Annotated in this window: 26 protein-coding genes; 14 read left to right on the forward strand and 12 right to left on the reverse strand. The window is 69.2% G+C overall.

What is annotated here, in order from left to right; genetic code table 11:
* Positions 1 to 7: 7 nt before the first annotated feature.
* The 3 genes from ACTJJX_RS12335 to ACTJJX_RS12345 form a co-directional block, all read right to left on the reverse strand.
* Positions 8 to 1,645, reverse strand: coding sequence for a GMC family oxidoreductase (locus tag ACTJJX_RS12335; protein ID WP_016851675.1), 1,638 nt, complete (start codon positions 1,643 to 1,645; stop codon positions 8 to 10).
* Between the two features lie 104 nt (positions 1,646 to 1,749).
* A complete protein-coding gene (locus ACTJJX_RS12340) occupies positions 1,750 to 2,682 on the reverse strand; it encodes a LysR family transcriptional regulator (RefSeq protein ID WP_003102145.1) in 933 nt (310 codons plus the stop codon).
* A gap of 36 nt (positions 2,683 to 2,718) precedes the next feature.
* Positions 2,719 to 3,855, reverse strand: a complete 1,137-nt coding sequence (locus tag ACTJJX_RS12345) for an SRPBCC family protein (RefSeq protein ID WP_016851676.1) — start codon at positions 3,853 to 3,855, stop codon at positions 2,719 to 2,721.
* A gap of 125 nt (positions 3,856 to 3,980) precedes the next feature.
* Here ACTJJX_RS12345 and bsrA point away from each other — a divergent pair, with 125 nt between their 5' ends.
* The 4 genes from bsrA (at position 3,981) to ACTJJX_RS12365 (ending at position 7,260) form a co-directional block, all read left to right on the forward strand.
* Complete coding sequence (gene bsrA / locus ACTJJX_RS12350) at positions 3,981 to 4,886, forward strand: LysR family transcriptional regulator BsrA (protein ID WP_016561855.1); 906 nt, start codon at positions 3,981 to 3,983, stop codon at positions 4,884 to 4,886.
* 147 nt (positions 4,887 to 5,033) lie between these two features.
* A complete protein-coding gene (locus tag ACTJJX_RS12355) occupies positions 5,034 to 5,462 on the forward strand; it encodes a nuclear transport factor 2 family protein (protein WP_016851677.1) in 429 nt (142 codons plus the stop codon).
* A 332-nt stretch (positions 5,463 to 5,794) separates the two neighbouring features.
* Complete coding sequence (locus ACTJJX_RS12360; RefSeq protein WP_003113628.1) at positions 5,795 to 6,895, forward strand: NAD(P)-dependent alcohol dehydrogenase; 1,101 nt, start codon at positions 5,795 to 5,797, stop codon at positions 6,893 to 6,895.
* A gap of 125 nt (positions 6,896 to 7,020) precedes the next feature.
* On the forward strand, positions 7,021 to 7,260 hold the full coding sequence (locus ACTJJX_RS12365; RefSeq protein ID WP_003117330.1) for a DUF2790 domain-containing protein: 240 nt from the start codon (positions 7,021 to 7,023) through the stop codon (positions 7,258 to 7,260).
* A gap of 167 nt (positions 7,261 to 7,427) precedes the next feature.
* On the opposite strand, the gene ada is transcribed toward ACTJJX_RS12365, so the two are convergent.
* Entirely contained in the window at positions 7,428 to 8,504 is a 1,077-nt protein-coding gene (gene ada / locus ACTJJX_RS12370) for a bifunctional DNA-binding transcriptional regulator/O6-methylguanine-DNA methyltransferase Ada (RefSeq protein WP_003122790.1), read from the reverse strand.
* A 191-nt stretch (positions 8,505 to 8,695) separates the two neighbouring features.
* Between ada and ACTJJX_RS12375 the strand changes: the two genes are divergently transcribed.
* Positions 8,696 to 9,676 (forward strand): hypothetical protein, encoded by a 981-nt coding sequence (locus tag ACTJJX_RS12375; protein WP_016851678.1) that lies wholly within the window; start codon positions 8,696 to 8,698, stop codon positions 9,674 to 9,676.
* Here the strand turns inward: ACTJJX_RS12375 and ACTJJX_RS12380 are convergent.
* Both ACTJJX_RS12380 and ACTJJX_RS12385 read right to left on the reverse strand, forming a co-directional pair.
* The gene (locus ACTJJX_RS12380) at positions 9,661 to 10,458 is read right to left on the reverse strand and encodes a putative hydro-lyase (protein WP_009876362.1); all 798 of its coding nucleotides are present in this window, start codon (positions 10,456 to 10,458) and stop codon (positions 9,661 to 9,663) included. The two genes, ACTJJX_RS12375 and ACTJJX_RS12380, sit on opposite strands and share 16 nt — an antisense overlap.
* 106 nt (positions 10,459 to 10,564) lie before the next feature.
* Positions 10,565 to 11,518 (reverse strand): LysR family transcriptional regulator, encoded by a 954-nt coding sequence (locus ACTJJX_RS12385; RefSeq protein ID WP_003102114.1) that lies wholly within the window; start codon positions 11,516 to 11,518, stop codon positions 10,565 to 10,567.
* 254 nt (positions 11,519 to 11,772) lie between these two features.
* Here ACTJJX_RS12385 and ACTJJX_RS12390 point away from each other — a divergent pair, with 254 nt between their 5' ends.
* The 6 genes from ACTJJX_RS12390 (at position 11,773) to ACTJJX_RS12415 (ending at position 17,266) form a co-directional block, all read left to right on the forward strand.
* Positions 11,773 to 13,044, forward strand: coding sequence for an MFS transporter (locus tag ACTJJX_RS12390; RefSeq protein ID WP_003102111.1), 1,272 nt, complete (start codon positions 11,773 to 11,775; stop codon positions 13,042 to 13,044).
* Positions 13,045 to 13,068: 24 nt separating this feature from the next.
* A complete protein-coding gene (locus ACTJJX_RS12395) occupies positions 13,069 to 14,298 on the forward strand; it encodes an OprD family porin (protein WP_009876361.1) in 1,230 nt (409 codons plus the stop codon).
* A 32-nt stretch (positions 14,299 to 14,330) separates the two neighbouring features.
* Positions 14,331 to 15,074: a 5-oxoprolinase subunit PxpA gene (locus tag ACTJJX_RS12400; protein WP_003113623.1), complete on the forward strand. Its 744-nt coding sequence runs from the start codon at positions 14,331 to 14,333 to the stop codon at positions 15,072 to 15,074.
* The gene (locus ACTJJX_RS12405) at positions 15,071 to 15,784 is read left to right on the forward strand and encodes a 5-oxoprolinase subunit B family protein (RefSeq protein WP_003102104.1); all 714 of its coding nucleotides are present in this window, start codon (positions 15,071 to 15,073) and stop codon (positions 15,782 to 15,784) included. Before ACTJJX_RS12400 ends, ACTJJX_RS12405 begins: the two co-directional genes overlap by 4 nt.
* On the forward strand, positions 15,781 to 16,722 hold the full coding sequence (locus tag ACTJJX_RS12410; protein WP_003142496.1) for a biotin-dependent carboxyltransferase family protein: 942 nt from the start codon (positions 15,781 to 15,783) through the stop codon (positions 16,720 to 16,722). The genes ACTJJX_RS12405 and ACTJJX_RS12410 overlap by 4 nt, the downstream gene beginning before the upstream one ends.
* A gap of 67 nt (positions 16,723 to 16,789) precedes the next feature.
* On the forward strand, positions 16,790 to 17,266 hold the full coding sequence (locus ACTJJX_RS12415; RefSeq protein ID WP_003106158.1) for a DUF4142 domain-containing protein: 477 nt from the start codon (positions 16,790 to 16,792) through the stop codon (positions 17,264 to 17,266).
* Between the two features lie 18 nt (positions 17,267 to 17,284).
* Here ACTJJX_RS12415 and ACTJJX_RS12420 read toward each other — a convergent pair whose 3' ends face one another.
* Complete coding sequence (locus ACTJJX_RS12420) at positions 17,285 to 19,057, reverse strand: thiamine pyrophosphate-requiring protein (protein WP_003088823.1); 1,773 nt, start codon at positions 19,055 to 19,057, stop codon at positions 17,285 to 17,287.
* Between the two features lie 170 nt (positions 19,058 to 19,227).
* On the opposite strand from ACTJJX_RS12420, the gene ACTJJX_RS12425 reads away from it, so the two are divergent.
* Positions 19,228 to 19,626 (forward strand): four-helix bundle copper-binding protein, encoded by a 399-nt coding sequence (locus ACTJJX_RS12425; protein ID WP_003113280.1) that lies wholly within the window; start codon positions 19,228 to 19,230, stop codon positions 19,624 to 19,626.
* Between the two features lie 404 nt (positions 19,627 to 20,030).
* On the opposite strand, the gene ACTJJX_RS12430 is transcribed toward ACTJJX_RS12425, so the two are convergent.
* The 3 genes from ACTJJX_RS12430 to ACTJJX_RS12440 are packed head-to-tail and all read right to left on the reverse strand — an operon-like array spanning position 20,031 to position 23,189.
* A complete protein-coding gene (locus ACTJJX_RS12430) occupies positions 20,031 to 20,789 on the reverse strand; it encodes an SDR family oxidoreductase (RefSeq protein WP_016851680.1) in 759 nt (252 codons plus the stop codon).
* A complete protein-coding gene (locus ACTJJX_RS12435; RefSeq protein WP_003142502.1) occupies positions 20,774 to 21,703 on the reverse strand; it encodes an alpha/beta hydrolase in 930 nt (309 codons plus the stop codon). Before ACTJJX_RS12435 ends, ACTJJX_RS12430 begins: the two co-directional genes overlap by 16 nt.
* A gap of 10 nt (positions 21,704 to 21,713) precedes the next feature.
* The gene (locus ACTJJX_RS12440) at positions 21,714 to 23,189 is read right to left on the reverse strand and encodes a flavin-containing monooxygenase (protein ID WP_016851681.1); all 1,476 of its coding nucleotides are present in this window, start codon (positions 23,187 to 23,189) and stop codon (positions 21,714 to 21,716) included.
* Positions 23,190 to 23,335: 146 nt separating this feature from the next.
* Between ACTJJX_RS12440 and ACTJJX_RS12445 the strand changes: the two genes are divergently transcribed.
* Both ACTJJX_RS12445 and ACTJJX_RS12450 read left to right on the forward strand, forming a co-directional pair.
* Complete coding sequence (locus tag ACTJJX_RS12445; RefSeq protein WP_016851682.1) at positions 23,336 to 24,370, forward strand: AraC family transcriptional regulator; 1,035 nt, start codon at positions 23,336 to 23,338, stop codon at positions 24,368 to 24,370.
* A 148-nt stretch (positions 24,371 to 24,518) separates the two neighbouring features.
* Complete coding sequence (locus ACTJJX_RS12450) at positions 24,519 to 25,364, forward strand: CmcJ/NvfI family oxidoreductase (RefSeq protein WP_003107935.1); 846 nt, start codon at positions 24,519 to 24,521, stop codon at positions 25,362 to 25,364.
* Between the two features lies 1 nt (position 25,365).
* Here ACTJJX_RS12450 and ACTJJX_RS12455 read toward each other — a convergent pair whose 3' ends face one another.
* Together ACTJJX_RS12455 and ACTJJX_RS12460 are read right to left on the reverse strand one after the other, a co-directional pair.
* Positions 25,366 to 26,322, reverse strand: coding sequence for a FecR family protein (locus tag ACTJJX_RS12455; RefSeq protein WP_003118512.1), 957 nt, complete (start codon positions 26,320 to 26,322; stop codon positions 25,366 to 25,368).
* A complete protein-coding gene (locus tag ACTJJX_RS12460) occupies positions 26,319 to 26,828 on the reverse strand; it encodes a sigma-70 family RNA polymerase sigma factor (protein WP_003107976.1) in 510 nt (169 codons plus the stop codon). The genes ACTJJX_RS12455 and ACTJJX_RS12460 overlap by 4 nt, the downstream gene beginning before the upstream one ends.
* Positions 26,829 to 26,862 lie beyond the last annotated feature (34 nt).

The following is a 26,862-nucleotide window of genomic DNA, read 5'->3' on the forward strand; positions in this document are numbered from 1 at the left end:
GGGTCGGTCAGGCGATGCGCTGCGCGAGGTGCTCGGCAACGGCGATGGTGGTGATGTTGGTGGCCACCGAAATGGCATCGGGGAAGATCGAGGCGTCGATCACCCGCAATCCTTGCAGGCCATGCACCCTGCCCTCCAGGTCGACCACCGCCCAGCGCTCGCCGGCGCGGCCCATCGGCGCGCTGGAGGTCGGGTGGTGGTAGGTATCGAGGGTGGCGCGGATCGCCGCTTCGATCTGCGCATCGCTGCGTGCCTCGGGCCCCGGCCCGAGTTCGGCGTGGATCAGCCCGGCGAGCGGTTCGCTGCGGCCTATCCGGCGCGCCAGCTTGACCCCTTCCAGCAACCGCGCGCGGTCTTCGGCCTCGGCGAGGAAGTTCAGGTCGATCAGCGGCGCGACGGCCGGGTCGCGGCTGGCCAGGCGCACACTGCCCAGCGATTGCGGCCGGGTCAAGGCCACGGCGAGGACGAAGCCGACCCCGGTCGGGCTCATCTCGGCGGGGAACAGGTGGGTGGCGGTGATGTGCAGGTCCAGCTCGCCGTTCTGCGCCCGCGAGCTATGGGTCCAGAGCTTGGCGCCGATCACCGGCGACTGCGCGCCGATGCGCTCCGGCCGGGCGGCATAGGCGTTGTAGTAGAACGGATGGTCCTTGAGCCGGCGGCCCACCGGCAAGTCGGCAAGCAACGGGATCGACAGCGCCTTCAGCTCGTCGGCCGGGCCGACACCGGAGCGCAGCAGGATCGCCGGGCTGCCGTAGGCGCCGGCGCTGAGGATCACTTCGCCGGCGTGGATTTCCTCGCCGGAGGCCAGGCGCACGCCCACCGCGCGCTTGCCTTCGAAGAGCACCCGGTCGACCAGCGCGTCGCCGCGGATCGACAGGTTGGCGCGAGCGCGCACGGCGTTGTCGAGGTAGGCCATGCCGGTGTTGACGCGCACACCGTTGACGACATTCATCGGGTACGGCCCGACGCCGTTGGCGTCGGCGCCGTCGAAATCGGCGATGGCCTTGAAACCGTTGGCCAGGGTGGCGTCGACGAAGGCCCTCTGCATCGGCGAGAGATCGGCGCGGCTCAGTTGCCGCACCGGCAGCGGTCCGTCCCCGCCTTGCAGGGCCGGGTCGCCGCCCTGGCGGGTCTCCAGGCGGCGGAACGCCGGCAGCAGGTCGTCGTAGGACCAGCCCGGCAGATTCCAGCGGGCGAAGTCTTCGCGCCGCGCGCGGATCGCCACCGCGCCGTTGATCGCCGAGCTGCCGCCGAGGACCTTGCCGCGGACCGCATGGATCGGGTGCCCGATCGCCCCCGGTTGGGACTGGTAGCCCCAGTCGCTGGAGGGGTCGCCGCCGACGCTGTCGCTGCTGGCGATGATCCTGGGGTAGTCCCAGGCCGGATAGGCCTGGCCGGCTTCCAGCAACAGTACCCGGCGGTCGCCGCGCTCGCTCAGGCGCCGGGCGAGGACCGCGCCGGCGGAGCCGCCGCCGACGATCAGCACATCGATCCTGCCGCCATCGAAGGCCTTGCGGGGCGTTTCCGCCGTGGCGCTGGCCACGCCGGGCGCGCCGCCGAGCAGCGAGCCCAGGGCGAGCGCGGCGGAGCCGGCGACGGTCTGCGCCAGCAAGGTGCGGCGCGCCGGGTTTTCGGGTTGGTGCATGGGATTCTCCCGTATCCAGATCGATTGACGGGAGCAACGCTATGCCCGGCGCGCCCTCGGCGACAGACAGCGGAAGGCGAACCGCTGGTTCGGTTTTTCCGAACTCAGCCCGGCGGCAACAGGCCACGCTCGATGAGCGCGCGGTCCCAGGGTGCCGGATCGCCGATTTCCTCTTCGAGGAACTGGCCGAGGACGAGGATCTTCCGGGGCGTCCGTTGGGTCTTGCGGTAGACCACGGAAACCTGCCCGCCGTCCGGCGAGTAGCCAGGCAGGACCGGCAGCAGCTCGCCGGCCAGCAAGGCATCGGCGGCCAGGAAGCTCGGCAGGATCGCCAGGCCGAGCCCGGCGCGCGCACCTTCGAGCAACTGGTGCCCGGAGTCGGTGCGCATCCTCACCCGGATGCGGAACGAGGCCGGTTCGCCGTCCACCGGCAGACAGAGCATGCCGCCGGGCTCGCGGTTGTAGTAGACCAGCCCGTCGTGCGCCTGTAATTCCTCGGGATGCTGCGGCACGCCATGCCGCGCCAGGTAGTCGGGACTGGCGCAGAGCAGGTGGCGGTTGGCGGTGATCGGCCGCGCCACCAGGCAGGAGTCGTCCAGCCGGCCCATGCGCAGGGCCATGTCGAAGCGCGGTTCCTGGAGGTTGACGAAACGATCGTCGGCCTGCACGTCCACCCGCAATTGCGGATGGCGCTCGGCGAAGCGCGCCAGCAGCGGCGCCAGGTAGCGCGGAGTGAAGGCCAGCGGCGCGGAGAGGCGCAACTGGCCGCGCAGGTCGTCATCGGCGTCGAGCACCGAGGCTTCCGCCTGCTCCAGCTCCTGTAGCAGGCGGCAGGCATGTTCGTAGTAGGTGCGACCGGGGTCGGTGAGGCTCAGCGGCCGGGTGCGGTTCAGCAGCACCCGGCCCAGGCGCCTCTCCAGTTGCTGGATACGCTGGCTGACTTGCGACTTGGTGGTGCCCAGGCGGCGGGCGGCCTCGGAGAAGCTATGGGCGTCGACCACGCTGACGAAGGTGGTCATTTCGGCAAACTTGTTCATCGGTGTCCTTCTGCGATCCGCCCCCGCGGACCCCGATCATACGCTTTCCGCCGCCGCTATCCGCGCCTCGGCGACCCGACGCAGGCGGTGCATGGACTCCTCCGACTCGCGTTCGATGCGACGGCGCAGCAGGAACAGGTTGGCCAGGCGCATCGACCAGCCGTCGAAGCGGTATTCCAGGGTGCGCACGAAGCGGGTGCCGGCCACGCTCGGCTGGCATTCGTAGCTCAGGCGCAGGTGCAGCCCCCGGTCGCCACGGGCGTTGGCGCGCCACAGGTGTCCCGGCTGGTACTCGACCACCGTCCAGGACAAGTGCCCGGCGCGGCCGCCGGCGTGGATGTCCTCCTCGAAGCGCGCGCCGGCCGGCAGCGGGCCAGCGGCGCCGTCGACCCGCAACGACGAGGGATGCCATTCCGGCCAGAGCCCCGGGCTGGCGGCGTAGGCGAGGGTCGCCTCGGGCTCGCGGGCGATCTCGATTCGGTGCTGCATGCGGGTCATGGCGTGCTCCTCGGCGGTTTCCGCTTCCCAGTGGAGGGTACCGTAGCACCAGTCCATCAACGGGAAGACCAGGTTGAAGTTGTGCGTCTGCATCAGCTCGCGACGGTGATGCAGTTCGTGCAGGCGGCGCATGTGGCGGATCCACGGCAGACGGCTGAGCGGATGCTCCGGCGGCAGGTGTTCGCAGGCGTGGAAGATCTCGTAGCTGAGGTAGCCCAGCAGCAGGGTCGCGGCGAACAGCGCGGCGAGGTTGTCGTTCAGCAGGCCGAGCAGGCTCCAGGCGAGCAGCGCGCCGAGGCTGAAGACCACCACCAGCCAGGCCGGGAACAGGATCACCCGCCAGTCTCGTGCCTGTTCGTAGCGCATCTGGCCGGCGACGAAGAAGCTGTGGTGGTCGCCGGTATGGCGCTTGTAGAACATCCGCCCCAGCGGGTGCTTGTGGTGGCCGAGGGACTTGTGGATGCGGTACTCGCCCCAGTTGAAGAACACCAGCGCGGCCGGCACCGTCAGCCATTCCAGCAGGCTCGGCTGCTCGAGCCGGGAGAGGAAGAAGACGATCCAGGCGCCGCCGTAGGCGAGGACGAAGCCGGCGTGCAGCCAGGGGTTGTAGCCGGGCCGGATGGCCGCGCGGTACTGCTGGCGAAAGGGTTGGGGATCGAAGGACATGGTCGGCATCTCGCGTGTGATTGTTATTGGCTGGGCCGCGAACCGGGCCGATCCGCCGGGGCGGAAGGGCTTGCATTCGAGTGTAGCGATGCCAGTCTTATCAGGGTAATGGATAAATAGAATGAGGATTATTCATGAAGCTGAACTTGCAGCAGCTCGACCTCAACCTGCTTCTGGTCTTCGATGCCCTGATGCGCGAACGCAACCTGTCGCGCGCGGCGATCCGCCTGCATCGCAGCCAGCCGGCGGTGAGCAACGCCCTCGCCCGCCTGCGCGAACAGCTCGACCAGCCGCTGTTCCGGCGCACCGCCAAGGGCCTGGAACCCACCGCCGCCGCCCTCGCCCTGTACGTGCCGGTGCGCCAGGCCCTGCATCTGCTGCAGGCCGGCCTTGGCTCCCAGGAAACCTTCGATCCGCACACTGCGCGGACCTTTCGCCTGACGATGAACGACTATGCCCAGTTGCGCCTGCTGCCGGGCCTGGTGACCCGCCTGAAGACCCTGGCCCCGCGGGTGACGCTGGAGGTACGTCCCGACGAAGGCGCCTCGATCCCGGCGCAACTGGCCAGCGGCGAACTCGACCTGGCGATCGACTACCTGTACTTCGACGAGCCCGAGCTGGCCTACCGGCCGGTCGGCGAGGAACGCCTGGTGGTGATCGCCCGGCAGGGCCATCCGGCCTTCCGCGGCGGCCTCGACCGCGCGGCCTACGAGGCCGCGCAGCACGTCTCGATCCTGCCGCGGGTCGGGCGCGGCAGTCCGCTGGAGATCGTCCTCGGCTCGGCCAGGGTACAGCGCCAGGTGCAATTGCTGGTGCCTCACTACCTGACCATCCCGGCCATCGTCGCCAGCACCGAGCTGCTCGGCACCGTGCCACGCCGCCTGGCCGAGCGCTTCGCCAGCAGCCATGGTTTGCAACTGGCGGACGTCCCCTTCGAGATGGCCCCGGTGCAGGTCAACCTGATCTGGCATCGCCAGCAGGAAGCGACGCCCGGCCTGCAATGGCTGCGCGAGCAGATCGTGCAGATCGAACAGGGCTGAGTCATAGGTTGCGCGCGAGGATCAGTCTTCCGTCACTTTCGATCATTGAGCGAGGCCTTTCCCGCAACCTATGGTGAGGCTCCGCCCCGCAACCGGCCCCAGGCCGCCCCGGGGATACAGTCCAGCACCCGCCAGAGGAGCCACCGTATGACCAGCCTGCCGCTCGAAGCCAACGCCGCCGCCACCCTCGCCGAATGGCACGGGCTGATCGCCCGCCGCGACCTCTCCGGGTTGCCGCGCCTGCTGCACCCCGACGCCGTGTTCCGCTCGCCGATGGCGCACAAGCCGTATGCCGGCGCACCGGTGGTCTCGATGATCCTGAATACCGTGCTCACGGTCTTCGAGGATTTCGCCTATCACCGCCAGTTGGCCAGCGCCGACGGCCGCAGCGTGGTGCTGGAATTCAGCGCACGGGTCGGCGAACGCGAACTGAAAGGCATCGACATGATCCGCTTCGACGACGACGGCCGGATCGTCGACTTCGAAGTGATGGTCCGTCCCATGAGCGGCCTCCAGGCCCTCGGCGAGGAGATGGGCCGGCGCCTGGCCTCCTATCTGGCCACGAGCAAGGCCTGAGGCGATAGCCTTTGGGCCAAGGCCCGACGCTGCCTTTGCCAAGAGCGCAGCGTCGGCCCGCCGCGGCGAACTCCCGACATGGGTGCAACGCCCCCGCCCTCCCGCGTTCAGCGTCGACCCAAGCCACAGCGAAGGGGCTTGGCTAGTTCCGCAGCGAACCGGGCGAGGACATTTCCCAGCAAAAACGCCAGGTCGGTACTTCGCGAACCCGCGTCCATCGCGGCCATGACCCATATCAAGGACATCGGACGGCAATTCCGCCACTGTCCTGGCATCCGTCCGTTCTTTCCTGCCCCGTGCCGCCCCAGGGCCTCCACCCGTGAGGATGCTCCATGAGCAAGATGATGAAAGCCGCCGTATTCATCCAGCCCGGCCGTATCGAGCTGGTCGACAAGCCGATTCCCGACGTGGGGCCGAACGATGCATTGGTGCGCATCACCACCACCACGCTCTGCGGCACCGACGTGCACATCCTCAAGGGCGAGTATCCGGTCGCGCCCGGCCTGACGGTGGGCCACGAGCCGGTCGGGATCATCGAAAAGCTCGGCAGCGCGGTGGTCGGCTACCGCGAAGGCCAACGCGTGATCGCCGGTGCCATCTGCCCCAACTTCAACTCCTATGCCGCCCAGGACGGCGTACCGTCGCAGGACGGCAGCTACCTGGTGGAATCCGGCCGTTGCGCCTGCCATGGCTACAAGGCGACCGCCGGTTGGCGCTTCGGCAACCTGATCGACGGCACCCAGGCCGAGTATGTGCTGGTTCCCGACGCTCAGGCCAACCTTGCCCCCATACCCGATGGTCTCAGCGACGAACAGGTGCTGATGTGTCCGGACATCATGTCCACGGGCTTCAAGGGCGCGGAGAACGCCAACATCCGCATCGGCGATAGCGTGGCGATCTTCGCCCAGGGTCCCATAGGCCTGTGCGCCACCGCCGGCGCCCGGCTGCTGGGCGCCAGCACGATCATCGCCATCGACGGCAACGCCCATCGCCTCGATATCGCCCGTGGAATGGGCGCCGACGTCACGCTGAACTTCAGGGAGTGCGACGTGATCGAGGAAATTCTCAAACTCACCGGCGGGCGCGGCGTGGATGCTTCGATCGAGGCACTCGGTACGCAATCGACCTTCGAGACCGCCCTGAGGGTGCTCAAGCCCGGCGGCACCCTTTCCAGCCTCGGGGTCTATTCGGAAGACCTGACGATTCCGTTGTCGGCCTTCGCCGCCGGCCTCGGCGACCACCGGATCAATACCGCGCTGTGCCCCGGCGGCAAGGAGCGCATGCGCCGACTGCTCAATATCGTGGCTTCGGGCCGGGTCAACCTCGGGCCTTTGGTCAGCCACGAATACCGCCTCGACGACATCGTCGCCGCTTACGACCTGTTCGCCAACCAGCGTGACAACGTACTGAAGGTGGCGATCAAGCCGCACTGAGACCGTCATCCTATACTGCTGGACGGAGGTGGCGAACCCGTCGCGAACGACGAAGCGGGTTCCACCCATGGCGTCGGCGGCGCCCTTGCGCCGTCGCTTCGCGGGGGAATGGAGAGAAACCGTCCATGAACCGAGCCAGGCTCTACCTCTGCTGCGTCACGCTGCTGGCGCCGGTCATCGCCGGCGCGGCGACTGCCGACTACGTCTACGGCATGCCGCTGGACGTGGCCAGGGTGCTGAGCGTCGACGAGGCGCCCAGCGATACCTGCCAGGTGGTGCGCGCCACCCTGGTATACCTGGACTCCCACGGCGAGCGCCAGGTGTTGCACTACCTGAAGCAGGCGCGTGCGTGCAGCAACGAATGAAACCACGATAGGAAAGGACGAACGGTCAGGGTTGTCGTTTCATTTCACGAAATTTTCACCCCTGACATGGATACTGGAACCAGCTGAAGGACCAGCGCCCCATTGCATAGAGCCCACCATCGAGTGGGCTTTTTGCATTCCGGGCCGCGTATCGCCTGGCCTTGGGTTCAATCCCGCTCTTCCCTGCGCAGCAGTTCGCGCTTGCGCTCCACGCCCCAGCGGTAGCCGGAAATGTCGCCGTCGCGACGTACCACCCGGTGGCAGGGAATCGCCACCGCGATCCGGTTCGCCGCGCAGGCCTGGGCCACCGCACGCACCGCTCGCGGCGCGCCGATCCGTTCGGCGATCTGCGCATAGCTCGCCGTGCTGCCCGGCGGTATTTCCCGCAGTGCCTGCCAGACCCGTTCCTGGAACGCCGTACCGCGTACGTCCAGCGGCAGGTCCAGTCCCAGTTGAGGCGACTCGACGAAGCCCACCACCTGCGCCACCAGCCGTTCGAAGTCGGCGTCGCCGCCGAGTAGCTGGGCGCGCGGGAACTGGTCCTGCAACTCGCGCAGCAATGGCTCCGGCTCCTCGCCGAGGAGGATCGCGCAGATGCCGCGCTGGCTCTGCGCCACCAGGATCGCGCCCAGCGAGCATTGGCCGATGGCGAAACGGATCGCCGCGCCGGCGCCGCCATCGCGGTAATCGCGCGGGCGCATGCCGAGGCGTTGCGACGAGGACTCGTAGAAGCGGCTGTTGGAGTTGAAACCGGAGTCGTAGATCGCCTCGGTCACCGAGGCGGACGCCTGGCCCAGGCGCTCGCGCAGGCGCCGGGCACGATAGGCCGAGGCGTAGGCCTTGGGCGTCAGGCCGGTTTCGGCCTTGAACAGACGATGGAAGTGGAACGGACTCATGCCCAGTCGGGCGGCCAGCGCCTCCAGTGCCGGCGGCGTCTCCGCCGTCTCGATCATCCGGCAGGCCTGCGCCACCCGCTCGGCGCGCTGCTCCGCCGCCAGGCTGCGGTCGCCGGCGGCGCGCCGGCTGGGCCGATAGCCGGCGGCCTCGGCGGCCTCGGCAGTGGCGAAGAACTCGACGTTCTCGCGCCTGGGCCGACGCGCCGAGGAACTCGGGCGGCAATAGACCCCGGTGGTCTTCACCGCATAGACGAACGCCCCGTCCGCCGCCGCGTCGCGCGCCAGCACGGCGGCCCAGCGCTGTTCGTCGGTGTGGTAGGCGTTGCAAGGATCGAGCTGCTGGCTCATGGCGTTTCCCCTGTGGGAGCGGATGATGCCCGCAGACTAATTCGCCATTCAAGCGCAAGAACTCCGGTTCTTGCGCTTGAATTCGAGCAAGGCCATGTGCCCGGCTTCGGCAGGTGCGGAAGGCCGTCGGCTTGCCTACCCATCGCCAGGCGCCATAATGGCCCGCTCGAACCGGCGGAAGGATTGGGAACATGGCGTTCAAACGGATAGCACTGGCCTACTGCGTGCAACTGGATCGGGTGATCTCCATCGCCAGCGCCCGCCGCGAATACTTCTCCCAGGCCGAGCCGCGCAAACGCTTCGATTTCCTCTGCTCCAGCGAAGGGTGCCGGGCACAGGGGATCAAGGTATCGGCGAGCAACTACGACAAGCTGCCGCAGGACACCCGCAAGGCCGCGCACTTCAGCAAGTTCCCGCACTCCACCCACCTGTCGGATTGCGAATGGTTCGTCGAGGAGGACGAGGACGCTCTGCGCCCGGGCGAGTCCGCCGAGGATGCCGGCCAGCGGCGCATCCGCGACAAGCTGGATGCCTACGTCGAGGAGTTCGACCCGGCCATTGCCGAGGAGGCCGCGCCGCCGCAAGCGGACCCGGACACCGAGGAACACCCGCCGGCCTCCGCCGCAGTGCGCGCCGACGCTCCCGCCGCGCCTCGGCAGAGAACGCAACGGCCACGGCGCACCCGCGATTTCGAACTGCTCGTCGACACCTTCCGCCAGGCCCGCGCCGAGCTGCCGGCGGAAGAGTTCAAGCAACTGGACATCCGCATCAGCGGCCTCGGCCGGATAGCGCTGCGCGCCTATTTCCAGCACATCGGCTATGCCACCCCGGGCAGCGCCGGCAAGGTATTCTACGGCGGCGCCGACCTGGTCCGGCGCTACGGTGCGCCGAGCCGGCCGCAGGGCTTCCGCTTCAAGTTCCGCGACCGCATCGACGGCAAGCCGGTATTCCTCTACGTCGCCCCGGAAACCTTGCAGGGCTATCCGCATCGGCGCTACCTCGAAGACATCCTCGGTTGCGCCGAAACGGTGCGCTACTTCACCCTCTACGCCCTCGGGCGGCTCATCGAAGCGCCGAGCGGCAAGAGCTACAGCCTGGAGCCGGATGCCCTGCGCCACCTGGCGATCATCCCCGGTCCGGCGAAGGACGACGCCCCTCAGAGCTCGTCGTAGAGTCGGTCGCTGACCAGCATGTGCCCCGGCGCGTGACTGATGTACAGCTCCGGCTGAACCTCGGCGAGCACCGCCTGGGGCGTGACCCCGCAGGCCCAGAAAAGCGGGATCTCGTCCGCCGCGAGCGGCACCGGGTCGCCGTAGTCGGGCCGCGCCAGGTCGCGGATGCCGATCAGCGCCGGATCGCCCAGGTGCAGCGGTGCGCCATGGGTCATAGGGAAGCGGCTGGTGACCTGGATCGCCCGGATCGTCTCGGCGGCCTTCAACGGCCGCATCGATACCACCGTGGGCCCGGCCAGGCGACCGCTCGGCCGGGTAGCGATGGAGCTGCGGTACATCGCCACGTTGCGCCCCAGCTCGAGGTGGCGCAGGCCGATGCCGGCGTCGAGCAACGCCTGTTCGAAGGAGAACGAGCAGCCGATGGCGAAGGCGACGAAATCCGCCTCCCAGAAGGTGCCGATGTCGTTCACCTCGACGGGCTCCTGACCGCGTCGATGCACCCTGTAGCGCGGCAGGTCGCTGCGCACGTCGATATCCGCGCCGAGCCTGGCGAAGTGCGGCGAGCCGGGTTCGCTGACGTCGAGCAGCGGGCAGGCCCGGGGATTCAGGGCACAGAAGCGAAGGAACTCGTCGGCCCAGGATTTCTGCAGGATCACCAGGTTGGCCTGCAGGTGGCGCTGGCCGAGGCCGCTGGTATGGCCGGTGTAGTCGCCGCGGCGGATCAGTTGGCGCAGGACCGGCGGCGGCAGTTGCGCGAGTTCGTGGAAGGTCGGTTCGGGCATGGCGGCTCCGTGCGCTGGCGGACGTCGTTGTTGGCAGGTTTGTAGAAGCGGACGGCGGTCAGCGTCCAACGAGATTTTTCCGCCAGGGGCGATCGGAAAATCCGAATCAGCGCGAACGCAGCCGCCCCACTCCTTTCTTCAGCGGCGCCAGGAGCATGCACTCCGGGCCGACGTTGGCCGCGTAGTCGGCCAGCACCGCCTTGCTCAGCTCCACCACTTCGTCCACCAGTTCCAGGCCGGTGCCGCCGCGCCAGGACACCACCACCGGCAGGTTCGGCGGCGGCGGGCCGAGGCGCAGCAGGGTCAGTTCGCCGCGTTCCAGCTCCTGGCTGACCAGCGCCGGCGGCAAGGCGCCGACGCCGAAGCCGTCGCGCAGCAGGCGGGTCATCGCCGCCACCGAGTTCACGCAGTTCAGGCGCGGCGCCGCGACGCCGTTGGCGTGCAGCAGGCCAAGCACGTCCTGGTGCGGCCGCGAGTGCTTGGAGAAGGTCACCACCCGCTCCCGCGCCAGGTCCGCCAGCGAGGCGTAGTCGCGGTGGTAGATCGAGCCGGTGGAAACGATCCAGCGCAGCGGATAGCTGCCCAGTTCGAGGTTCAGCACCGACTCGTGGCGCAGCGAGTCGGTCTGGAAGATCAGGTCCAGGTAGCCCTTCTGCAACTGCTCGGAGAGGTTGCGCGCGGTGTCCGCCATCAGCTCGATCTCCACCGCCGGGAAGGTTTCCGTGACCCTGGCCACCAACGGGCTCAGCCAGGTGTGGATGACCGTGTCCATGGCGCCGATACGAATCCGTCCCTGGGTGCTGGCGCCGGTGTCGAGCGACTGCTTCAGCGCGTGCATGGTGTCCATCATCCGCTCGGCGTAGGCCAGTACCTTGTCGCCTTCCGGGGTCAGGGTCACGCCGCGCGAGTCGCGGACGAACAGTTTCACGCCGAGTTCGTCCTCCAGCACGGCGATCCGGCTGGAAATGGAAGCCTGGGTGCTGAACAGCTTCTCCGCGGTGAGGCGGAAGCTCTTCAGGCGCGCGACCCAGACGAAGGTCTCGAGGAATTTCAGGTTCATGTGGCGGGTACCGACGGGCAAGGGACACAAGGTGGCGGGAGCGAGCAGCTTCCATGCCAGCGCCCACCTTCCGGCGGCACATGATCGACGCATGACGGCCTGCTCCGCCATCGAAATTTCTTATCCCCGGCGGCCGCATAAATTAGTTGGACGCTCGCTGGCCAGCCTCGAAGAATGCGACCACCGGGTGCGACGGCGCCCACCGAATCTTCATAACACCAATAACGACGATCGGTGCCCCCATGGAAAAACACATGACCCTCGACGCCGGCCCGGACGCTTCCCGGGACGGTCATTTCGGCTGGTATCGCGCCCTCGACAAGCAGGAACGCCGGGCCTTCTGGAGCTGCAAGATCGGCTACGGCCTGGACGGCATGGACACCCAGATGCTCAGCTTCGTGATCCCTACCCTGATCGCCCTGTGGGGGATCGGCACCGGCGAAGCCGGCTTCATCCACACCATGACCCTGCTCGCCTCCGCCGCCGGCGGCTGGATCGCCGGGATCCTCTCCGACCGCATCGGCCGGGTGCTGACCCTGCAACTGACGGTGCTCTGGTTCGCCTTCTTCACCTTCCTCTGCGGCCTCGCGCAGAACTACGAGCAGTTGCTGGTCGCACGGACCCTGATGGGCTTCGGCTTCGGTGGCGAATGGACCGCCGGCGCGGTACTCATCGGCGAAGTGATCAAGGCCCGCGACCGCGGCAAGGCGGTCGGCCTGGTGCAGTCCGGCTGGGCCATCGGCTGGGGCCTCACCGCCATCCTCTACTCGCTGATGTTCAGCCTGCTGCCACCGGAAGAGGCCTGGCGCGCGCTATTCATGCTCGGCCTGTTGCCGGCGCTGTTCGTCCTGGTGGTACGCCGGCTGGTCAAGGAACCGGAGATCTACCGCGAGGCCAGGCAACGCAACCAGGGCGCCGACAAGGTCAGCTTCTACGAGATCTTCGCCCCCGGGATGCTCAGCATCACCCTGCGCGCCTCGCTGCTGACCACCGGCGCGCTCGGCGGCTACTACGCCATCACCGCCTGGCTGCCGACCTTCCTCAAGACCGAACGCGGGCTGACCGTGCTCGGCACCAGCGGCTACCTGGCGATGGTGATCCTCGGCTCCTACGTCGGCTACGTGGTCAGTGCCTTCCTCACCGACCTGATCGGGCGCAAGAAGAACTTCGTCCTGTTCGCCGTCGGCTCCTTCACCGTGGTCCTGCTCTACACCCAGTTGCCGGTGAGCAACGGCGCCATGCTCTGGCTCGGCTTCCCGCTCGGCTTCTTCGCCTCGGGCATCTTCAGCGGCATGGGCTCGTTCCTCACCGAACTGTTCCCAACCCGCATCCGCGGCTCCGGCCAGGGCTTCTGCTACAACGCCGGGCGCGCCATCGCCGCGCTGTTCCCGATGCTGATCGGCATGCTCGGCCAGAAGCTCTCGCTGGGCCTGGGGATCGGCGCCTTCGCCGCGGTCTCCTACGGCGTGGTGATCCTCGCCGCCCTCAGCCTGCCGGAAACCCGCGGCAAGCAACTGGAACTCTGAGCCGTCGACCGAGGAAATCCCAGCATGCATCCCACTCCCCGCCTGGCTGCCGCGCTGCTCGCCGGCAGCGGGCTGGGCTGGCCGCTGCTCGCCCAGGCCGACCTGGTCGAGGACAGCCACGCCAGCCTCGAACTGCGCAACTTCTACTTCAATCGCGACTTCCGCCAGAGCGGCGCGCGCGACAACGCCGACGAATGGGCGCAGGGCTTCCTCCTGCGCCTGGAGTCCGGCTTCAGCGAAGGCACCGTCGGCTTCGGCGTCGACGCCATCGGCCTGCTCGGCTTCAAGCTCGACTCCGGCAGCGGCAGCGGAGGAACCGGGCTGCTGCCGGCCGACGGCTCCGCCGGCGGCTCCCAGGATGACTACGCCAAGCTCGGCCTGACCGCCAAGGCGCGGGTCTCCAACAGCCTGCTCAAGGTCGGCGCGCTGCACTTCAAGAGCCCGCTGGTCTCGGCCAACGACACCCGCCTGCTGCCGGAACTGTTCCGTGGCGCGCTGCTCGACGTGCAGGAGATCGACGGCCTGACCCTACGCGGCGCGCACCTGGACCGCAACAAGCTGAACAGCTCCAGCGACTACCAGGTGTTCAGCGCCAACCGCATCGGCGGGCGCAGCGATGCCTTCGACTTCGCCGGCGGCGACTATCGCCTGACCCCGGCGCTGACCGCCAGCCTGCACCAGGGTCGGCTCAGGGACATCTACCGGCAGACCTTCGCCGGCCTGGTACACACCCTCGACCTCGGCGGACAGCGTTCGCTCAAGAGCGACCTGCGCTTCGCCCGGGCCAGCGAGGACGGCGGCTTCCGCGAACTGGACAACCGCGCCTTCGGCGCCCTCTTCAGCCTGCGCCTGGGCGCCCACGCGGTGGCCGCCGGCTACCAGCGGATCAGTGGCGACGATCCCTATCCCTACATCGCCGGCAGCGACCCGTACCTGGTCAACTTCATCCAGATCGGCGACTTCGGCAACGTCGACGAGCGTTCCTGGCAACTGCGCTACGACTACGATTTCGGCGCGCTCGGCCTGCCCGGCCTGAGCTTCATGAGCCGCTACGTCTCCGGCGACAACGTCGCCCGCGGCGCGGCCAACGACGGCAAGGAATGGGAACGCAACACCGACCTCGGCTACGTGGTGCAGAGCGGGCCGCTGAAGAACCTCGGGGTGAAATGGCGCAACGCCACGGTGCGTTCGAATTTCGCCAACGACCTCGACGAAAATCGCCTGATCCTCAGCTACAGCCTGACGCTGTGGTGAGGTCCGGCGAGCAATGACCTGAAGGAACCTGCATGAACAACCTGTTGTTGAACTGCGATATCGGCGAGAGCTTCGGTGCCTGGCGCATGGGCCTGGACGCCGAGGTGATGCCGCTGATCGATTGCGCCAACATCGCCTGCGGCTTCCACGCCGGCGATCCCGGCACCATGCGCCGCACCGTGGCCCTGGCGGTGGAGCATGGCGTGCGCATCGGCGCGCACCCCGGCTACCCCGACCTGGTCGGCTTCGGCCGGCGCTCGCTGGCCTGCTCGGCGCAGGAAGTGGAAGACCTGCTGCTCTACCAGATCGGCGCCCTCGACGGACTCTGCCGCGCCCAGGGCACGCGGGTACGCTACGTCAAGCCGCATGGCGCGCTGTACCAGGACATGATGCGCGACCCGGCGATCCTCGCCGCCGTGCTGCGCGCACTGGCGGCCTACGACCGCACCCTGCCGCTGATGCTGATGAGCACCCGCGACAACACCGCGGCGCGCGCGCTGGGCGAGGCCCACGGCATCGAGCTGTGGTTCGAGGCGTTCGCCGACCGCGCCTACGACGGCGCCGGCTACCTGGTCTCGCGCAGCCAGCCCGGCGCGGTACACCACGACGCCGAGACGGTGCTCGCCCAGGCCCTCCTGCTGGCCCGTGGCGCGGCGCTGCGAGCCAGCGACGGCAGCGCCCTGGCGCTGGAGGCGCAGACCCTCTGCGTACACGGCGACAACCCCGCCTCGCTGGCTGCGGTGCGGCGCATCCGCGACGCCCTGGAGGCGGCATGAGCCAACCGCAACCGCGCATCGAGGTGGCCGCCATCGACAGCTTCGTCCTGCGCCTGTTCGAGCGCATCGACGAAGCCAACATGCCCTGGCTGCTGGCGGCGGAGGAAAACCTGCGGGCGGCGTTCGGCGCCGCCCTGCTCGACCTGGTGCCGTCCTACACCACCCTGCTCCTGCAATACGACCTGCTCCAGCTCGACCCTGGCGAGGCCCGCGCGCGGATCGCCGCGGCGCTGTCCGACTTGCGCCCGAAACGCCAGGACGGCGGCCGTCTGCACATCCTGCCGACCTGGTACGACCCGCGGGTCGGCCCCGACCTGGAACCCCTGGCGCGGCGCAAGCAGCTCGGCGTCGCCGAGCTGATCCGCCGCCACAGCCAGCGCGAGTATCGGGTCTTCGCCCTCGGTTTCAGCCCCGGCTTCGCCTTCATGGGGCTGGTCGAGGAAGCCCTGGCGGCACCCCGTCTGGCGACTCCCCGGCAACGCATCGCCGCCGGCAGCGTCGGCATCGCCGAGCGCCAGACGGCGGTCTATCCGCAGGCCTCGCCAGGCGGCTGGAACCTGCTCGGGCGCTGCCCGGTGCGCCTGTTCGACCTCACCCTGGACGGCTACAGCCTGCTGCGCGCCGGCGACCGGGTGCGTTTCGAACCCATCGGACACGCCGAATTCGTCCGCCTCGGCGGCGACGACACGCCCCTGGAGGTCCAGGCATGAACGACTCCATCCACGGCGGCCTGCGGGTGTGCCAGAGCACCCCGCTGGTCCAGTTGCAGGATCGCGGCCGCTTCGGTTGCCGCCATCTCGGCGTGACCCAGGGCGGCGCCCTCGACTGGCTGTCCATGGGCTGGGCCAACTGGCTGCTGGGCAATCCCCTGGACGCCGCGGTGATCGAGATCGCCCTCGGCGGTTTCGTCGCCGAATGCCGTGCCGACGGCTGGTTGGCCCTGGCCGGCGGCGATCTCGGCGCGACCCTCGATGGCCAGCCGCTACCGGCCTGGGGCGCGTTCGCCGTGCGCGGCGGCCAGCGCCTGGCCTTCGCCCACCCGCGCCAGGGCGCCCGCGCCTACCTGGCGGCGCCCGGCGGCTTCGCCGGCGAGCGCCAGTTGGGCAGCCTGGCCACGGTGGCCCGCGAAGGCCTGGGCGGCCCCCGCGCCGACGGCAAGGCCCTGGCCGCAGGCGACAGCCTCGGCTGGCTGGCCGATGGCGCGCGACCGCGCGCGCTGCCCCTGCCCAGCGAACGGATCATGGACTGCACCGGCGAAGCGCGCCTGGAGCTGATCCTCGGCGCGCAGATCGGCGACTTCCCGGCCATGAGCCTGTTCGATGCGTTCAACGGCGACTGGCAGGTGGATACCCGCGCCGACCGCATGGGCGTACGTCTGCTCGGCCCGCGCCTGGAATGCCGGCAGCAGTCGATGATTTCCGAAGGCATCGCCCTCGGCGCGGTGCAGGTGCCGCCGGACGGTCAGCCGATCGTCCTGCTCAACGACCGCCAGACCATCGGCGGCTACCCCCGTCTCGGCGCCCTCGCCCCGCTGGCGCTGGCGCGCCTGGCGCAATGCCTGCCAGGCCAGCGGGTGCGGCTGCTGCCGACGGTGCAGGAGGCGGCGCACCGCGAGCATCGACGCGTGCTGGCGGCCTGGGACGCATAGGCGGTTTTTTTGAACGGCGCCGTATGGCGAGCGTCCACCGCACACTCGTCCCGTCCGGAGGTTCGCCATGCCCAGTCGCCTGTCACTGATCGCCGCCCTGCTGTTGCCCCTGGCCGTCCAGGCCGAACCCGCTGATACCCGCGCCCTGCTCGCCGACAGCCTGGCCGACAGCCAGGCCCAGGTGGAGGCAGCCGAGCAAGCCATGCGCCGTTCCGAAAACAAGGCGGTGCAGCTCTATGCCAAGCGCGTACTCACCGAACAGCAGGAGTTCGACCATCAGTTGCGCGCCCTGGCCGGGGAAAAGGCCTTGGCGCTGCCCTCGCCGCGCCAGACCGAACGGCAGGCCGCGGCTCCCGGCGGCTTCGACGAGCGCGGTTTCCTCGACGCGCAGATTCGCCAGCAGGACCGTCTGGTCGCACGCTTCGAGGGTATCGCCCGGGACTCCGCCGATCCCGACCTGCGCCGCTTCGCCGACGAATGGCTGGCGCGCTTCTACCACCACCGCGAACTGGCCGACCAGTTGCGTAGCGGCCGCGCCGACTGAGCGCCGCGACCGCCTTGCTCAGTGCCGCGCGAGGACCTGCCGGGCGCTCTGGCGAATCACCCCCCAGCGCTTGGGATCGTCCTGCAGCATGGCGCCAAGCAGGTGCTTGGCCTGCTCGAAACTGATGTGCGGCGGCAGCGGCGGCACGTTCGGGTCGGTGACCACCTCCAGCAGCACCGGGCGGTCGGCGGCGAAGGCCTCGGCCCAGGCGGCGTCGATGTCCTCCGGGCGATCCACGCGGATGCCCTTGAAGCCGAGCATGTCCGCATAACGCGCGTAGGGGAAATCGATCACTTCCTGCGCCGGGCTGAACTCCGGGTCGCCGGCCAGGGCACGCTGCTCCCAGGTCACCTGGTTGAGATCGCCGTTGTTCAGCACCAGCACGATGAAGGTCGGCGAGTCCCAGCGCTGCCAGTACTGCTGCACGGTGACCAGTTCGGCGTTGCCGTTCATCTGCATGGCGCCGTCGCCGACCATCGCCACCACCGGCCGCTGCGGATAGGCGAGCTTGGCGGCGATGGCGTAGGGCACGCCGCTGCCCATGGTCGCCAGCTTGCCCGACAGCGAGCCGAGCATGCCCGGGCGCATGCGGATGTCGCGGGCGTACCAGTTGGTATGCGAGCCGCTGTCGCCGCAGAGAATCGCATCGTCCGGCAGTTGCTCCGACAAGGAACGGAATACCCGCTGCGGGTTGATCGGGTCGGCGGGCTCTTCGGCCTGGCGCCGGGCTTCCTCGCGACTGGCCGTCACCGCCCGCTCGACCCGGCGGCGCCAGGCGCCGTGCTTTTTCTGCTCGAGCAGCGGCAGCAGGCGCTCCAGGGTTTCCCCTGCATCGCCGAGCAAGGCCTGATCGATCGGATAGCGGATACCGATGTTGCGCGGATACAGGTCGATCTGCACCGCCCGCGCCTGGCCGGCCTTGGGTAGGAACTCGCTGTAGGGGAAAGTGCTGCCGACGATCAGCAGGGTGTCGCAATGCTCCATCAGCATGCTGCTGGCGCGGGTGCCGAGCAGGCCGATGGAGCCGGTCACGTACGGCAGGTCGTCGGAAACCGCCGCCTTGCCCAGGAGCGCCTTGGCCACTCCGGCGGCCAGGCGCTCGGCGACCGCTTCCAGTTGCCGGTGCGCGCCCAGGGCGCCGGCACCGGCGAGGATCGCCACGCGCCGGCCGCGATTGAGGATCGCCGCGGCGGCTTCCAGGTCGGCGTCGCGCGCGTAGGGTCGCGGCTGGACGAAGCCCACCGCCGACATCACGTGGCCGTGCTCGTGGGGCTGGCGCTTCGGGGCCGCCATCTGTTGCACGTCGTTGGGCACGATCACCGTCGCCACCTGCCGCTCGCCGACCGCCACGCGCAGGGCTCGGTCCAGCACATGGAGCAGTTGTGCCGGGCTGACCACGGTCTCGACATAGGCGGAAACGTCCTTGAACAAGCTCTGCAGATCGACTTCCTGCTGGTAGTCGCTGCCCAGCGCGGTAGCCGCCTGCTGGCCGACGATGGCCAGCACCGGCTGATGATCCATGCGCGCGTCGTAGAGCCCGTTCAGCAGGTGGATCGCGCCCGGCCCCGAGGTGGCCAGGCACACCCCGACCTCTCCGGTGAACTTGGCGTGGGCGCCGGCCATGAAGGCCGCCATCTCCTCGTGGCGCACGCGGATATAGTCGAATGCCTCGGCGCGCCGGCCCATGGCGCCCATGATCCCGTTGATGCCATCGCCGGGGTAGCCGAAGACGCGCTTCACCCCCCACTGGCTCAAGCGTTCGAGCAATTGATCGGCAACCGTGCTGGACATTCTCGCCTCCTGGTCGTGTCTGGGGTCGTACCAATGAGGACTGGCGCCGCAGGCGAGGGTTCAAGGCAATCGAGCGGCGGTGCCGACGGCGAAATCGACTGAACTGTCGGCGCGGGCGACCGGCCCAAGGGACAGGGCCCGCATGGGCGCAATCGCCAGGAGGTGCCGCCATGACCCGCGCCATCAACGATCCCGGAAACGAAGACCCCGGTTCCCTGCTGGAAACCGACGCCGACGCCCTGCTCGGCGGTGCCGCCGCCCAGGCGCCGGAAGAGCGCTGCCGGCTCGCAGCCCAGGCCTGCATCCGCGCGTGCGAGCGCTACCTGGCGCTCTGCACCGAGTCCAGCAGGGAACAACGCCAGCACGCCGGCGACTGCGCCGACCTCTGCCGCCTCGCCGCCCTGCTACTGGAGCGCCGCAGCCCATGGGCGCCGGCCGCCTGCGAGCTGGCGGCGCGCTATGCCCTGGCATGCGCGGAGCGTTGCGATGGCGACGAGCCGCTGGAGCGCGAATGTGCGGGTGCCTGCCGGCGCTTCGTCGAGGCCTGTCGGCCGTTGTTGCCGGCCTGAGGCTGGCCACTTTCTGCCCTCGTGCTGTTGAGTCTGAATGTGCTGGGCAAGCTGATTTCCTTGCCTGCCCCGGCTTCTCGTTTCGCCTTCCCAGGCGAGTCCCTTTTGCAAGCGTCTGTACGGACCGGAGACATAGCTGACAGGTGTGCGGGGTTGCCGGGGAAAGACCACGAGAGACGCCATGAGCCTGAGAGAGGAGTTCATTTCGAAGTCCTGATCCGTAGGGCGAATAACGCCACGGGCGTTATCCGCCGATGTCGCGGATAAGCGGCGGATAACCGCGAGCGGTTATCCGCCCTACGGAGCTGGAGCGGCAGCCGGCGTTTCCGCAGGCCTGTAGGGCGAATACAGCCACAGGCGGTATCCGCCAATACCCCGGATAAGCGGCGGATAAACGCAAGTGCCTATTCGTCCCGCGACAACCACGCCATCACCGCTCGGTTCACCCACGGCGGAGACAACTGCCCAGCCCAGTACAGCGCCGTGAACAACCCGCCCACCGGCCGGTGTACTCGCCGGCTGTGCGCCTGCCGCCAGGCCGCCTCGGCGATATCCTCGGCGTCCAGTCTCAGCCCCAGGCGACGCAACACCGGCGGTCGGTAGGTCTGCCCGGCGACCATCGGCGTGCGGACGAACGGCGGCATCAGGTCGGCCACACGAATACCGTGGCGGCGCCATTCCAGCTCCAGCGCCTCGGTGAGCCCGCGCACGGCGAACTTCGAAGCCGAGTAGACGGCCATCTCCGGTACGCCATAAAGCCCCGATGCCGAGCCCATGTTGAGTACCTGCGCCTGCGGCGTCGCGCGCAGGAACGGAAAGGCCGCGTGACAGCAGTTGAGGACGCCTTGCAGGTTGATCGCCAGCAACCGCGCGTGGTCCTCCAGGGCGACCTCTTCGAAGCGGCCGAAACGCAGGATGCCGGCGCAGTTGAACAGCAGGCGCAGGCGGCCATCGGCACAGAACTGCGCAAGCGCCTCGCCGACCGCGTCGGGCTCGTTGACGTCCACGGCACGCTGCCAGGCGCCCGGCAGTTGCGCGGCCAAGCAGCGCAACGCCTCGGCATCGATGTCCAGCAAACCGACCCGCCAGCCCCGGCGGTGGAACAGACGCGCGCTGGCGGCGCCGATTCCGGAAGCGGCACCAGTGATCAGGATGTTCTGCACCTGTCGCCCTCCGCGCTGCATTCGACGACGAACGCGGCCGCCTCGTCCAACGCCCGGTCGGCGCTGGCCAACACGCCGGCATGAGCCTGGAACACGTGCCAGCAACCGGCGTAGCGCTGCAATCGCACCGCGACGCCCTGCTCACCGGCCCGTTGCGCCAGGCGCAGGCTGTCGTCGCGCAGCAGTTCGTCCTCGCCGACCTGTACCAGCAGCGGCGGCAGCCCCGCCAGGTCGGCATGCAGCGGCGACAAGGCGGCCGAGCCTGGCTCCGCGTCGGCCGGCAGCAGCAGGCGCACCGCGCTTTCCAGCCAGGCCCGCGACAGCAGCGGGTCGCCGGCCGCCGGCGTGTGCAGGCGCTGGCAGCCGAGGTCGGTCCAGGGCGAGAACAGCAGCAACCCGGCCGGCAACGGCAAGCCGCGCGCCTTCAGCTCCAGGGCCAGGGACAGCGCCAGGTGGCCGCCCGCGGAGTCACCGGCGAGCAGCAGCCGGCGCGGCGAATGGCCGGCCTCCAGCAATGCCAGGTAGACCGCCAGGGCGTCGTCGCGGGCGGCGGGGAACGGATGTTCCGGGGCGCGCCGGTAGTCCACCGCGCAGACCTCGGCGGCGCAGCGCCGGGCCAGGTGCGTGGTGATCGCCCGGTGGGTCGCCGGCGAGCCGATCAGGTAGGCGCCGCCGTGCAGGTAGAGCACCCGGCGCCGCGCCTCCACCCCGCGCGGCCGCAACCACTCGCAGGGCACGCCGGCGAGGCTGCGGCGCTCGCGGACGACGCCGCCGGCGCCCAGCGTCGCCAGGCTCAGCCCGCGCAACACGCCGCGTTGCAGCGCCACTGGCATGGGCGGACGGACCAGCCCGCGGAACAACAGGCGCAGGCAGCCGCGCAGGAGACCGGCGCGCAGGCGTTGCGGCGGCGACATCAGGGGCGCTTCAGCGGGCCAGGTCATAGTCGGCAAGCTCCGGCCGGCGCGTACGCCAGCGATAGACGAAGGTGTAGCCCGGCCAGTTGTTGGTGTTCTTGCCGGCGGCAGTCTTGTACCAGCTGTCGCAGCCACGCTCCCAGACGGTATGGCGCAACCCCTGTTGCACCTCCAGGTTGAAGCGCCGCTGGACCTCGGGCTTCACGTCGAGGTAGCGCAAGCCCTGCTCCTGGAGCTGGCGCAGGCAGCCGAGCACGTAGGGGAACTGGCTTTCCAGCATGTAGACGATGGAGTTGTGGCCGAGGTTGGTGTTCGGCCCGTAAAGGATGAACAGGTTGGGGAAGCCGCTGACGCTGATGCCCTTGTAGGCTTCCGCGCCATCCGCCCAGGCCTGCCGCAGGTCGCGTCCGTCGAGGCCGAGGATGCGCATCGGGGCGAGGAACTCGGTGGCGGCGAAGCCGGTACCGAAGATGATCGCGTCGACCTCGTGCCGGCGGCCGTCACGGCCGACCACGGCGTCTTCGGTGACTTCGCGAATGCCCGTGTCGACCAGTTCGACATTGCTCCTGGCCAGCGCCGGGTAATAGTCGTTGCTGATCAGGATGCGCTTGCAACCCAGCGGGTAGTCGGGAACCAGCCGCGCGCGCAGTTGCGGATCGGCGATCTGCCGGTGCAGGTGACGATGGAAGCTCAGCCGCATCACCTTCATCAGCGCCGGGAAGGTCGCGAAGGCGAGCATCCGCGATTCGTGGTGCAGGTACTTGAGCCCCCGATCCAGGCGTTGCAGCCACGGCCAGCGCACCTTCAGGCGGCGTTCCCAGTCGGCGTAGGTGCGGTCCGGCTTGGCGATCACGTAAGGCGCGCTGCGCTGGAACAGCGACAGGCGTTGCACCTGCGGGGCGATCCGCGGGACGAACTGGATGGCGCTGGCTCCGGTGCCGATCACCGCGACCCGCTTGCCGGCCAGCTCGACCTCGGCGTCCCAGTTCGCCGAGTGGAACGCCGGACCCTGGAAGCGCTCCAGGCCGGGCAGGCGCGGCAGCAGCGGCCGGCTCAACTGGCCGGTGGCGCAGACCAGGGCCCGTGCGCGCAGCGTCTGGCCATCGGCGCAGCGCACCTGCCATTCGCCGCTGCCGGCGTCGAAACGGGCCTCCTCCACCTCGCAGTGGAAACGGATCTTCTCGCGCAGACGGTACTTGTCCGCGCAATGCCGCAGGTAGTCGAGGATTTCCGCCTGCGGGGCGAACTTGCGCGACCAGTCGGCCTTCGGCTCGAAGGAAAACGAATAGAGATGCGAGGGGACGTCGCAGGCGGCGCCCGGGTAGCGGTTTTCCCGCCAGCAACCGCCGACATCGGCGGCCTTTTCCAGGACCAGATAATCGTCGATGCCTGCCTGTCGCAGGCGGATCGCCAAGCCGAGACCGGCGAAGCCGGCGCCGACCACCAGCACCCGCAAGGGGGCTTCAGGGCGGGACTCGTTGTGCATTGTTGTGCTCCCGTTTGTTGCTTGCCACGCCGTCCGGCGCGATTCCGCCCAGCGGCGGATGGCAGCATCCTAGTTCGCCGGGGCGACTGGCGTTATGGCCGGGCCGGACATAACGTTGTGATTTTCGGTCAACCTCGGACGCCACCATGCCCACTCCGCCCTGGTCTCCCCGCCGCAGCGCCATCAGCGCGCACCTGCTGATCCAGTTCGGCATCGACCGCGGCCTCGGCCTGGAGCAGTGCCTGGCAGGTAGCGGCCTGGATATCCGTCTGCTCGGCGATCCCTCCGGGGAAATCGACGCGGCCCAGGAACTGAGCGTAGTGCGCAACCTGGTCCGGCACCTGGGCGACGCCTGCGCGCCGGGCCTGGCGGCAGGCCTGCGCTATCACCTCAACGCCTACGGCATCTGGGGCTTCGCCCTGCTCAGCAGCCCGACCTTCCTCAGCGCCGCGCAACTGGGCCTGCGCTACCTCGACCTGACCTTCGCCTTCCATGGCATCCGCCTGGAGGTACACGACGATGAAGCGCACCTGGTGCTCGACGACGCCGGCATTCCCGAGGACCTGCGGATTTTCCTCCTCGAACGCGACGCCGGTGGCGTGCTGCGCATCCAGCGCGACCTCACCGGGCAGTGCCTGCCGATCCTCCGCGCCGGCTTCCGCCGCCCACCGCCCGCCGATCCCGCGCCCTACGTGCGCGAGCTGGGCCTGTGCCCGGCGTTCGGCCAGGCGGACAACCGGGTGGTCTTCGAACGGCGCTTCCTCGACCTCCCGCTGCCCGGCGCCAATCCAGAGGTGGCGCGCGCCTGCGAGGAGCAGTGCCGCGCCCTGCTCGCTCGCCGCCAGGTGCGCGGCGGTCTGGCCGGACGCATCCGCGACCGCTTGCTGAGGACGCCCGGCCACTTGCCGGACATGCAGACCCTGGCCATGGAACTGCACCTCACCGTGCGTACCCTGCGTCGCCGCCTGGACGACGAGGGCAGCAGCTACCGCCTGTTGCTCGACGAGGTGCGCCAGGCCCTCGCCGAAGAGCTGCTGGCCACCGGCGCGATTCGCCTGGAGGAGATCGCCGAGCGCCTCGGCTACGGCGAGGTGTCCAACTTCATCCATGCCTTCAGGCGCTGGAAAGGCATGACGCCGCGCCAGTATCGCCAGCGGCGACGACTCGACGCGATGTCCTGAGCCGCTCCGGGCTTATTCCACGAAGGCAGGACGCCAGCGCTCGATGTTCGTTTCGCCGCCGCCTGCCAGCGGCTAGATTGGCCGTTCACGCGCGGCATCCGGCGGCGCGGCAGCGGAGGCATCTCCGCTGGCAACGGGAGAACGACACATGGGTTGCCAGCAACACGCATGGCCGGCGCACGCGCCGGAGCAGGTCGAGGCCGAGGTCAACTATATCCGCGACAACGGCCAACGGCCGGTCGCCTACACCTATCCGGCCCCCGCCGGGACGCCGCAGCGCAGCGCGCTGTTGCAGCCGACCCGGGTGGCGATCCGCAATGCGCGTCTGCTGGCGCAACCGGCCAGCCTGGAGCGCGAGGGTTTCCAACTGGTGCGCGAGGCGAGCGCGGTGGGCGATTTCGAGGATGAAGCCCAGGTTCGTGAACGCTACTACCCGGAAAGCATCGCCCTGCTCCGCCGCCTGACCGGCGCCGCCGAGGCGGTGATCTTCGACCACACGCTGCGCGTCGACCAGGCCGGGCGCGAAGAACGCGGCCTGCGCGAACCGGTGCGCTACGTGCACAACGACCAGACCCTGCGCTCGGCGCCGCGCCGGGTCCGCGACCACCTGCCGGCGGAACGCGCCGAACGGCGCCTGGCCGGGCGCTTCCAGATCGTCAACCTGTGGCGTCCGTTCGGCCACCCGGCGCAGCGCGCGCCGCTGGCATTGCTGGACGCCCGCAGCCTGGCGTTCGACGACCTGGTGGCCAGTGACCTGGTGTACCGCGACAAGGTGGGCGAAACCTACTCGGTCAAGCCCAACCCGGAGCACCGCTGGTACTACTACCCGCACCTGCTGCCGGAGGAAGCGCTGCTGCTGAAGATCTACGATTCGCGGGAGGACGCGCAGGCCCGCCTCGGCGCGCACACCGCCTTCGACGATCCCTGCACCCCGGCCGATGCGCCGCCGCGGCAGAGTATCGAACTGCGTTGCCTGCTGTTCTTCGACGAATGAGTCAGGCGGGGCGCAGGCTGATCCAGTAGTCGCTGTAGCGCAGCACGCGGATCGGCAGGCTGCGTCCGAGCATGTCCAGGGACGTGTGCATGTCGTCCAGCGGGAACAGACCGCTGACGCGGTTGCCGGCGATCTCCGCGTCGAGCTGGAGGATGCCTGGCAGATAGGGCCGGAAGGCCTCCGCGACCCAGGCCAGGGAGCGGTCGTGGACCTCCAGCCAGCCGCTGGCCCAGGCATCCTCTCCGGCCTGCATCGGGCCCTGTTCGAGCAGGCCGCCGGCATCGAACAGCAGACTACGTCGTGCCGCCACCGCCAGCTGGCGTCCCTCGCCGGTGGTCAGCCGCGCGCTGCCGCGCAGGGTCACCAGGCGGATCGCCCCGCGCTCCTCGGCCAGCAGCAGGCTGCCGCTGGCGCAGTCCACCCGTCCGGCGGCGCAGTCGAGGGCGAAGGCGCCGCGCGGGTCCTCCTTCACTTCCAGGCGCATCGCGCCGCGCCGCAGCTCCAGGCGTCGCTGGGCGCCGTCGAGCAGCGGTCGCGCCTTGCTCCGCGCGTTCAGGCGCAGGCGGCTGCCGTCGGCCAGCAACCAGTCGCGGCGCTCGCCGGTGCCGGTCGCCAGTTCGCCGGGCAGACCCATGCCGGCCTGGACCCAGCGCTCCAGGCCGGCGCCGCCGGCGAGCAGGACGAACAGCCCGAGGGCGCCGCCGACGAAGCGCCGGCGGCTCGACGGCTGCTCCAGGGCACGCAGCACGGTAGCGCTCGGCTGGCCGCGCCAGGGCGAGTCCTGTAGCGGCGCGAGGCTGCCAAGCAGTTGCCGGAACACCTCGGCATGCTCGCTCGACAGCGCCTTCCAGCGTTCCAGGGCATCGCCCTCGGCGGCGCTGAAGTCGCCGGATTGCAGGCGCACCATCCATTCGATGGCCTCCTCGACGATGCGTTGCCGTTCCGGCTTCTCGCTCATTCCTGGAATCCCCGGTAGCAGCAGTGCAAGGCATCCTTCATCAACTGGTGGATGCGCCCCAGGGACAATCCGAGGCGTTCGCCAATCTGCACGTAGGTCAGGCCTTCCAGCTGGCTCATCAGGAACACTGCCCTGGCCTGCCCGGACAGGCCGTCGAGCAGGCGGTCGATGGCTTGCAGGCTCTCGATCAGCATCCACTGCTCGTGAGGCGACGGCTGCACCGCCTCCGGCGCCTCGGCGAGGATCTGCAGGTAGGCGCGCTCCAGGTCCTTGCGCCGCCAGCTCTCGTACATCAGGCGTTGCGCGATGGTCGCGAGGAACGCCCGCGGCGAGCGGATCGACGCCGGGTCGGGGAGCATCCAGACCTGCAGGAAGGCCTCGGCGGCGAGGTCTTCGGCGCTGTGGCTACAGCCGGTCTGGTAGGACAGCTTCTTGCACAGCCAGTCGTAGTTCTGCTGGAACAACTGGGCGATCAGGGTGTTCTTGATGGAGCCTTGGCTATCCATGGTAAGCGTTCGCTGCTGGCAGGCCACGCCACGG

This window comes from Pseudomonas sp. 22490, from assembly GCF_052044465.1.
GTDB classification, from domain to species: domain Bacteria; phylum Pseudomonadota; class Gammaproteobacteria; order Pseudomonadales; family Pseudomonadaceae; genus Pseudomonas; species Pseudomonas aeruginosa.

Bases quoted from the DNA above. Each gene is read 5' to 3' on its own strand.
- ACTJJX_RS12335 (WP_016851675.1), bottom strand. From the start codon at position 1,645: ATGCACCAACCCGAAAACCCGGCGCGCCGCACCTTGCTGGCGCAGACC.
- ACTJJX_RS12340 (WP_003102145.1), bottom strand. From the start codon at position 2,682: ATGAACAAGTTTGCCGAAATGACCACCTTCGTCAGCGTGGTCGACGCC.
- ACTJJX_RS12345 (WP_016851676.1), bottom strand. From the start codon at position 3,855: ATGCCGACCATGTCCTTCGATCCCCAACCCTTTCGCCAGCAGTACCGC.
- bsrA (WP_016561855.1), top strand. From the start codon at position 3,981: ATGAAGCTGAACTTGCAGCAGCTCGACCTCAACCTGCTTCTGGTCTTC.
- ACTJJX_RS12355 (WP_016851677.1), top strand. From the start codon at position 5,034: ATGACCAGCCTGCCGCTCGAAGCCAACGCCGCCGCCACCCTCGCCGAA.
- ACTJJX_RS12360 (WP_003113628.1), top strand. From the start codon at position 5,795: ATGAGCAAGATGATGAAAGCCGCCGTATTCATCCAGCCCGGCCGTATC.
- ACTJJX_RS12365 (WP_003117330.1), top strand. From the start codon at position 7,021: ATGAACCGAGCCAGGCTCTACCTCTGCTGCGTCACGCTGCTGGCGCCG.
- ada (WP_003122790.1), bottom strand. From the start codon at position 8,504: ATGAGCCAGCAGCTCGATCCTTGCAACGCCTACCACACCGACGAACAG.
- ACTJJX_RS12375 (WP_016851678.1), top strand. From the start codon at position 8,696: ATGGCGTTCAAACGGATAGCACTGGCCTACTGCGTGCAACTGGATCGG.
- ACTJJX_RS12380 (WP_009876362.1), bottom strand. From the start codon at position 10,458: ATGCCCGAACCGACCTTCCACGAACTCGCGCAACTGCCGCCGCCGGTC.
- ACTJJX_RS12385 (WP_003102114.1), bottom strand. From the start codon at position 11,518: ATGAACCTGAAATTCCTCGAGACCTTCGTCTGGGTCGCGCGCCTGAAG.
- ACTJJX_RS12390 (WP_003102111.1), top strand. From the start codon at position 11,773: ATGACCCTCGACGCCGGCCCGGACGCTTCCCGGGACGGTCATTTCGGC.
- ACTJJX_RS12395 (WP_009876361.1), top strand. From the start codon at position 13,069: ATGCATCCCACTCCCCGCCTGGCTGCCGCGCTGCTCGCCGGCAGCGGG.
- ACTJJX_RS12400 (WP_003113623.1), top strand. From the start codon at position 14,331: ATGAACAACCTGTTGTTGAACTGCGATATCGGCGAGAGCTTCGGTGCC.
- ACTJJX_RS12405 (WP_003102104.1), top strand. From the start codon at position 15,071: ATGAGCCAACCGCAACCGCGCATCGAGGTGGCCGCCATCGACAGCTTC.
- ACTJJX_RS12410 (WP_003142496.1), top strand. From the start codon at position 15,781: ATGAACGACTCCATCCACGGCGGCCTGCGGGTGTGCCAGAGCACCCCG.
- ACTJJX_RS12415 (WP_003106158.1), top strand. From the start codon at position 16,790: ATGCCCAGTCGCCTGTCACTGATCGCCGCCCTGCTGTTGCCCCTGGCC.
- ACTJJX_RS12420 (WP_003088823.1), bottom strand. From the start codon at position 19,057: ATGTCCAGCACGGTTGCCGATCAATTGCTCGAACGCTTGAGCCAGTGG.
- ACTJJX_RS12425 (WP_003113280.1), top strand. From the start codon at position 19,228: ATGACCCGCGCCATCAACGATCCCGGAAACGAAGACCCCGGTTCCCTG.
- ACTJJX_RS12435 (WP_003142502.1), bottom strand. From the start codon at position 21,703: ATGTCGCCGCCGCAACGCCTGCGCGCCGGTCTCCTGCGCGGCTGCCTG.
- ACTJJX_RS12440 (WP_016851681.1), bottom strand. From the start codon at position 23,189: ATGCACAACGAGTCCCGCCCTGAAGCCCCCTTGCGGGTGCTGGTGGTC.
- ACTJJX_RS12445 (WP_016851682.1), top strand. From the start codon at position 23,336: ATGCCCACTCCGCCCTGGTCTCCCCGCCGCAGCGCCATCAGCGCGCAC.
- ACTJJX_RS12450 (WP_003107935.1), top strand. From the start codon at position 24,519: ATGGGTTGCCAGCAACACGCATGGCCGGCGCACGCGCCGGAGCAGGTC.
- ACTJJX_RS12455 (WP_003118512.1), bottom strand. From the start codon at position 26,322: ATGAGCGAGAAGCCGGAACGGCAACGCATCGTCGAGGAGGCCATCGAA.
- ACTJJX_RS12460 (WP_003107976.1), bottom strand. From the start codon at position 26,828: ATGGATAGCCAAGGCTCCATCAAGAACACCCTGATCGCCCAGTTGTTC.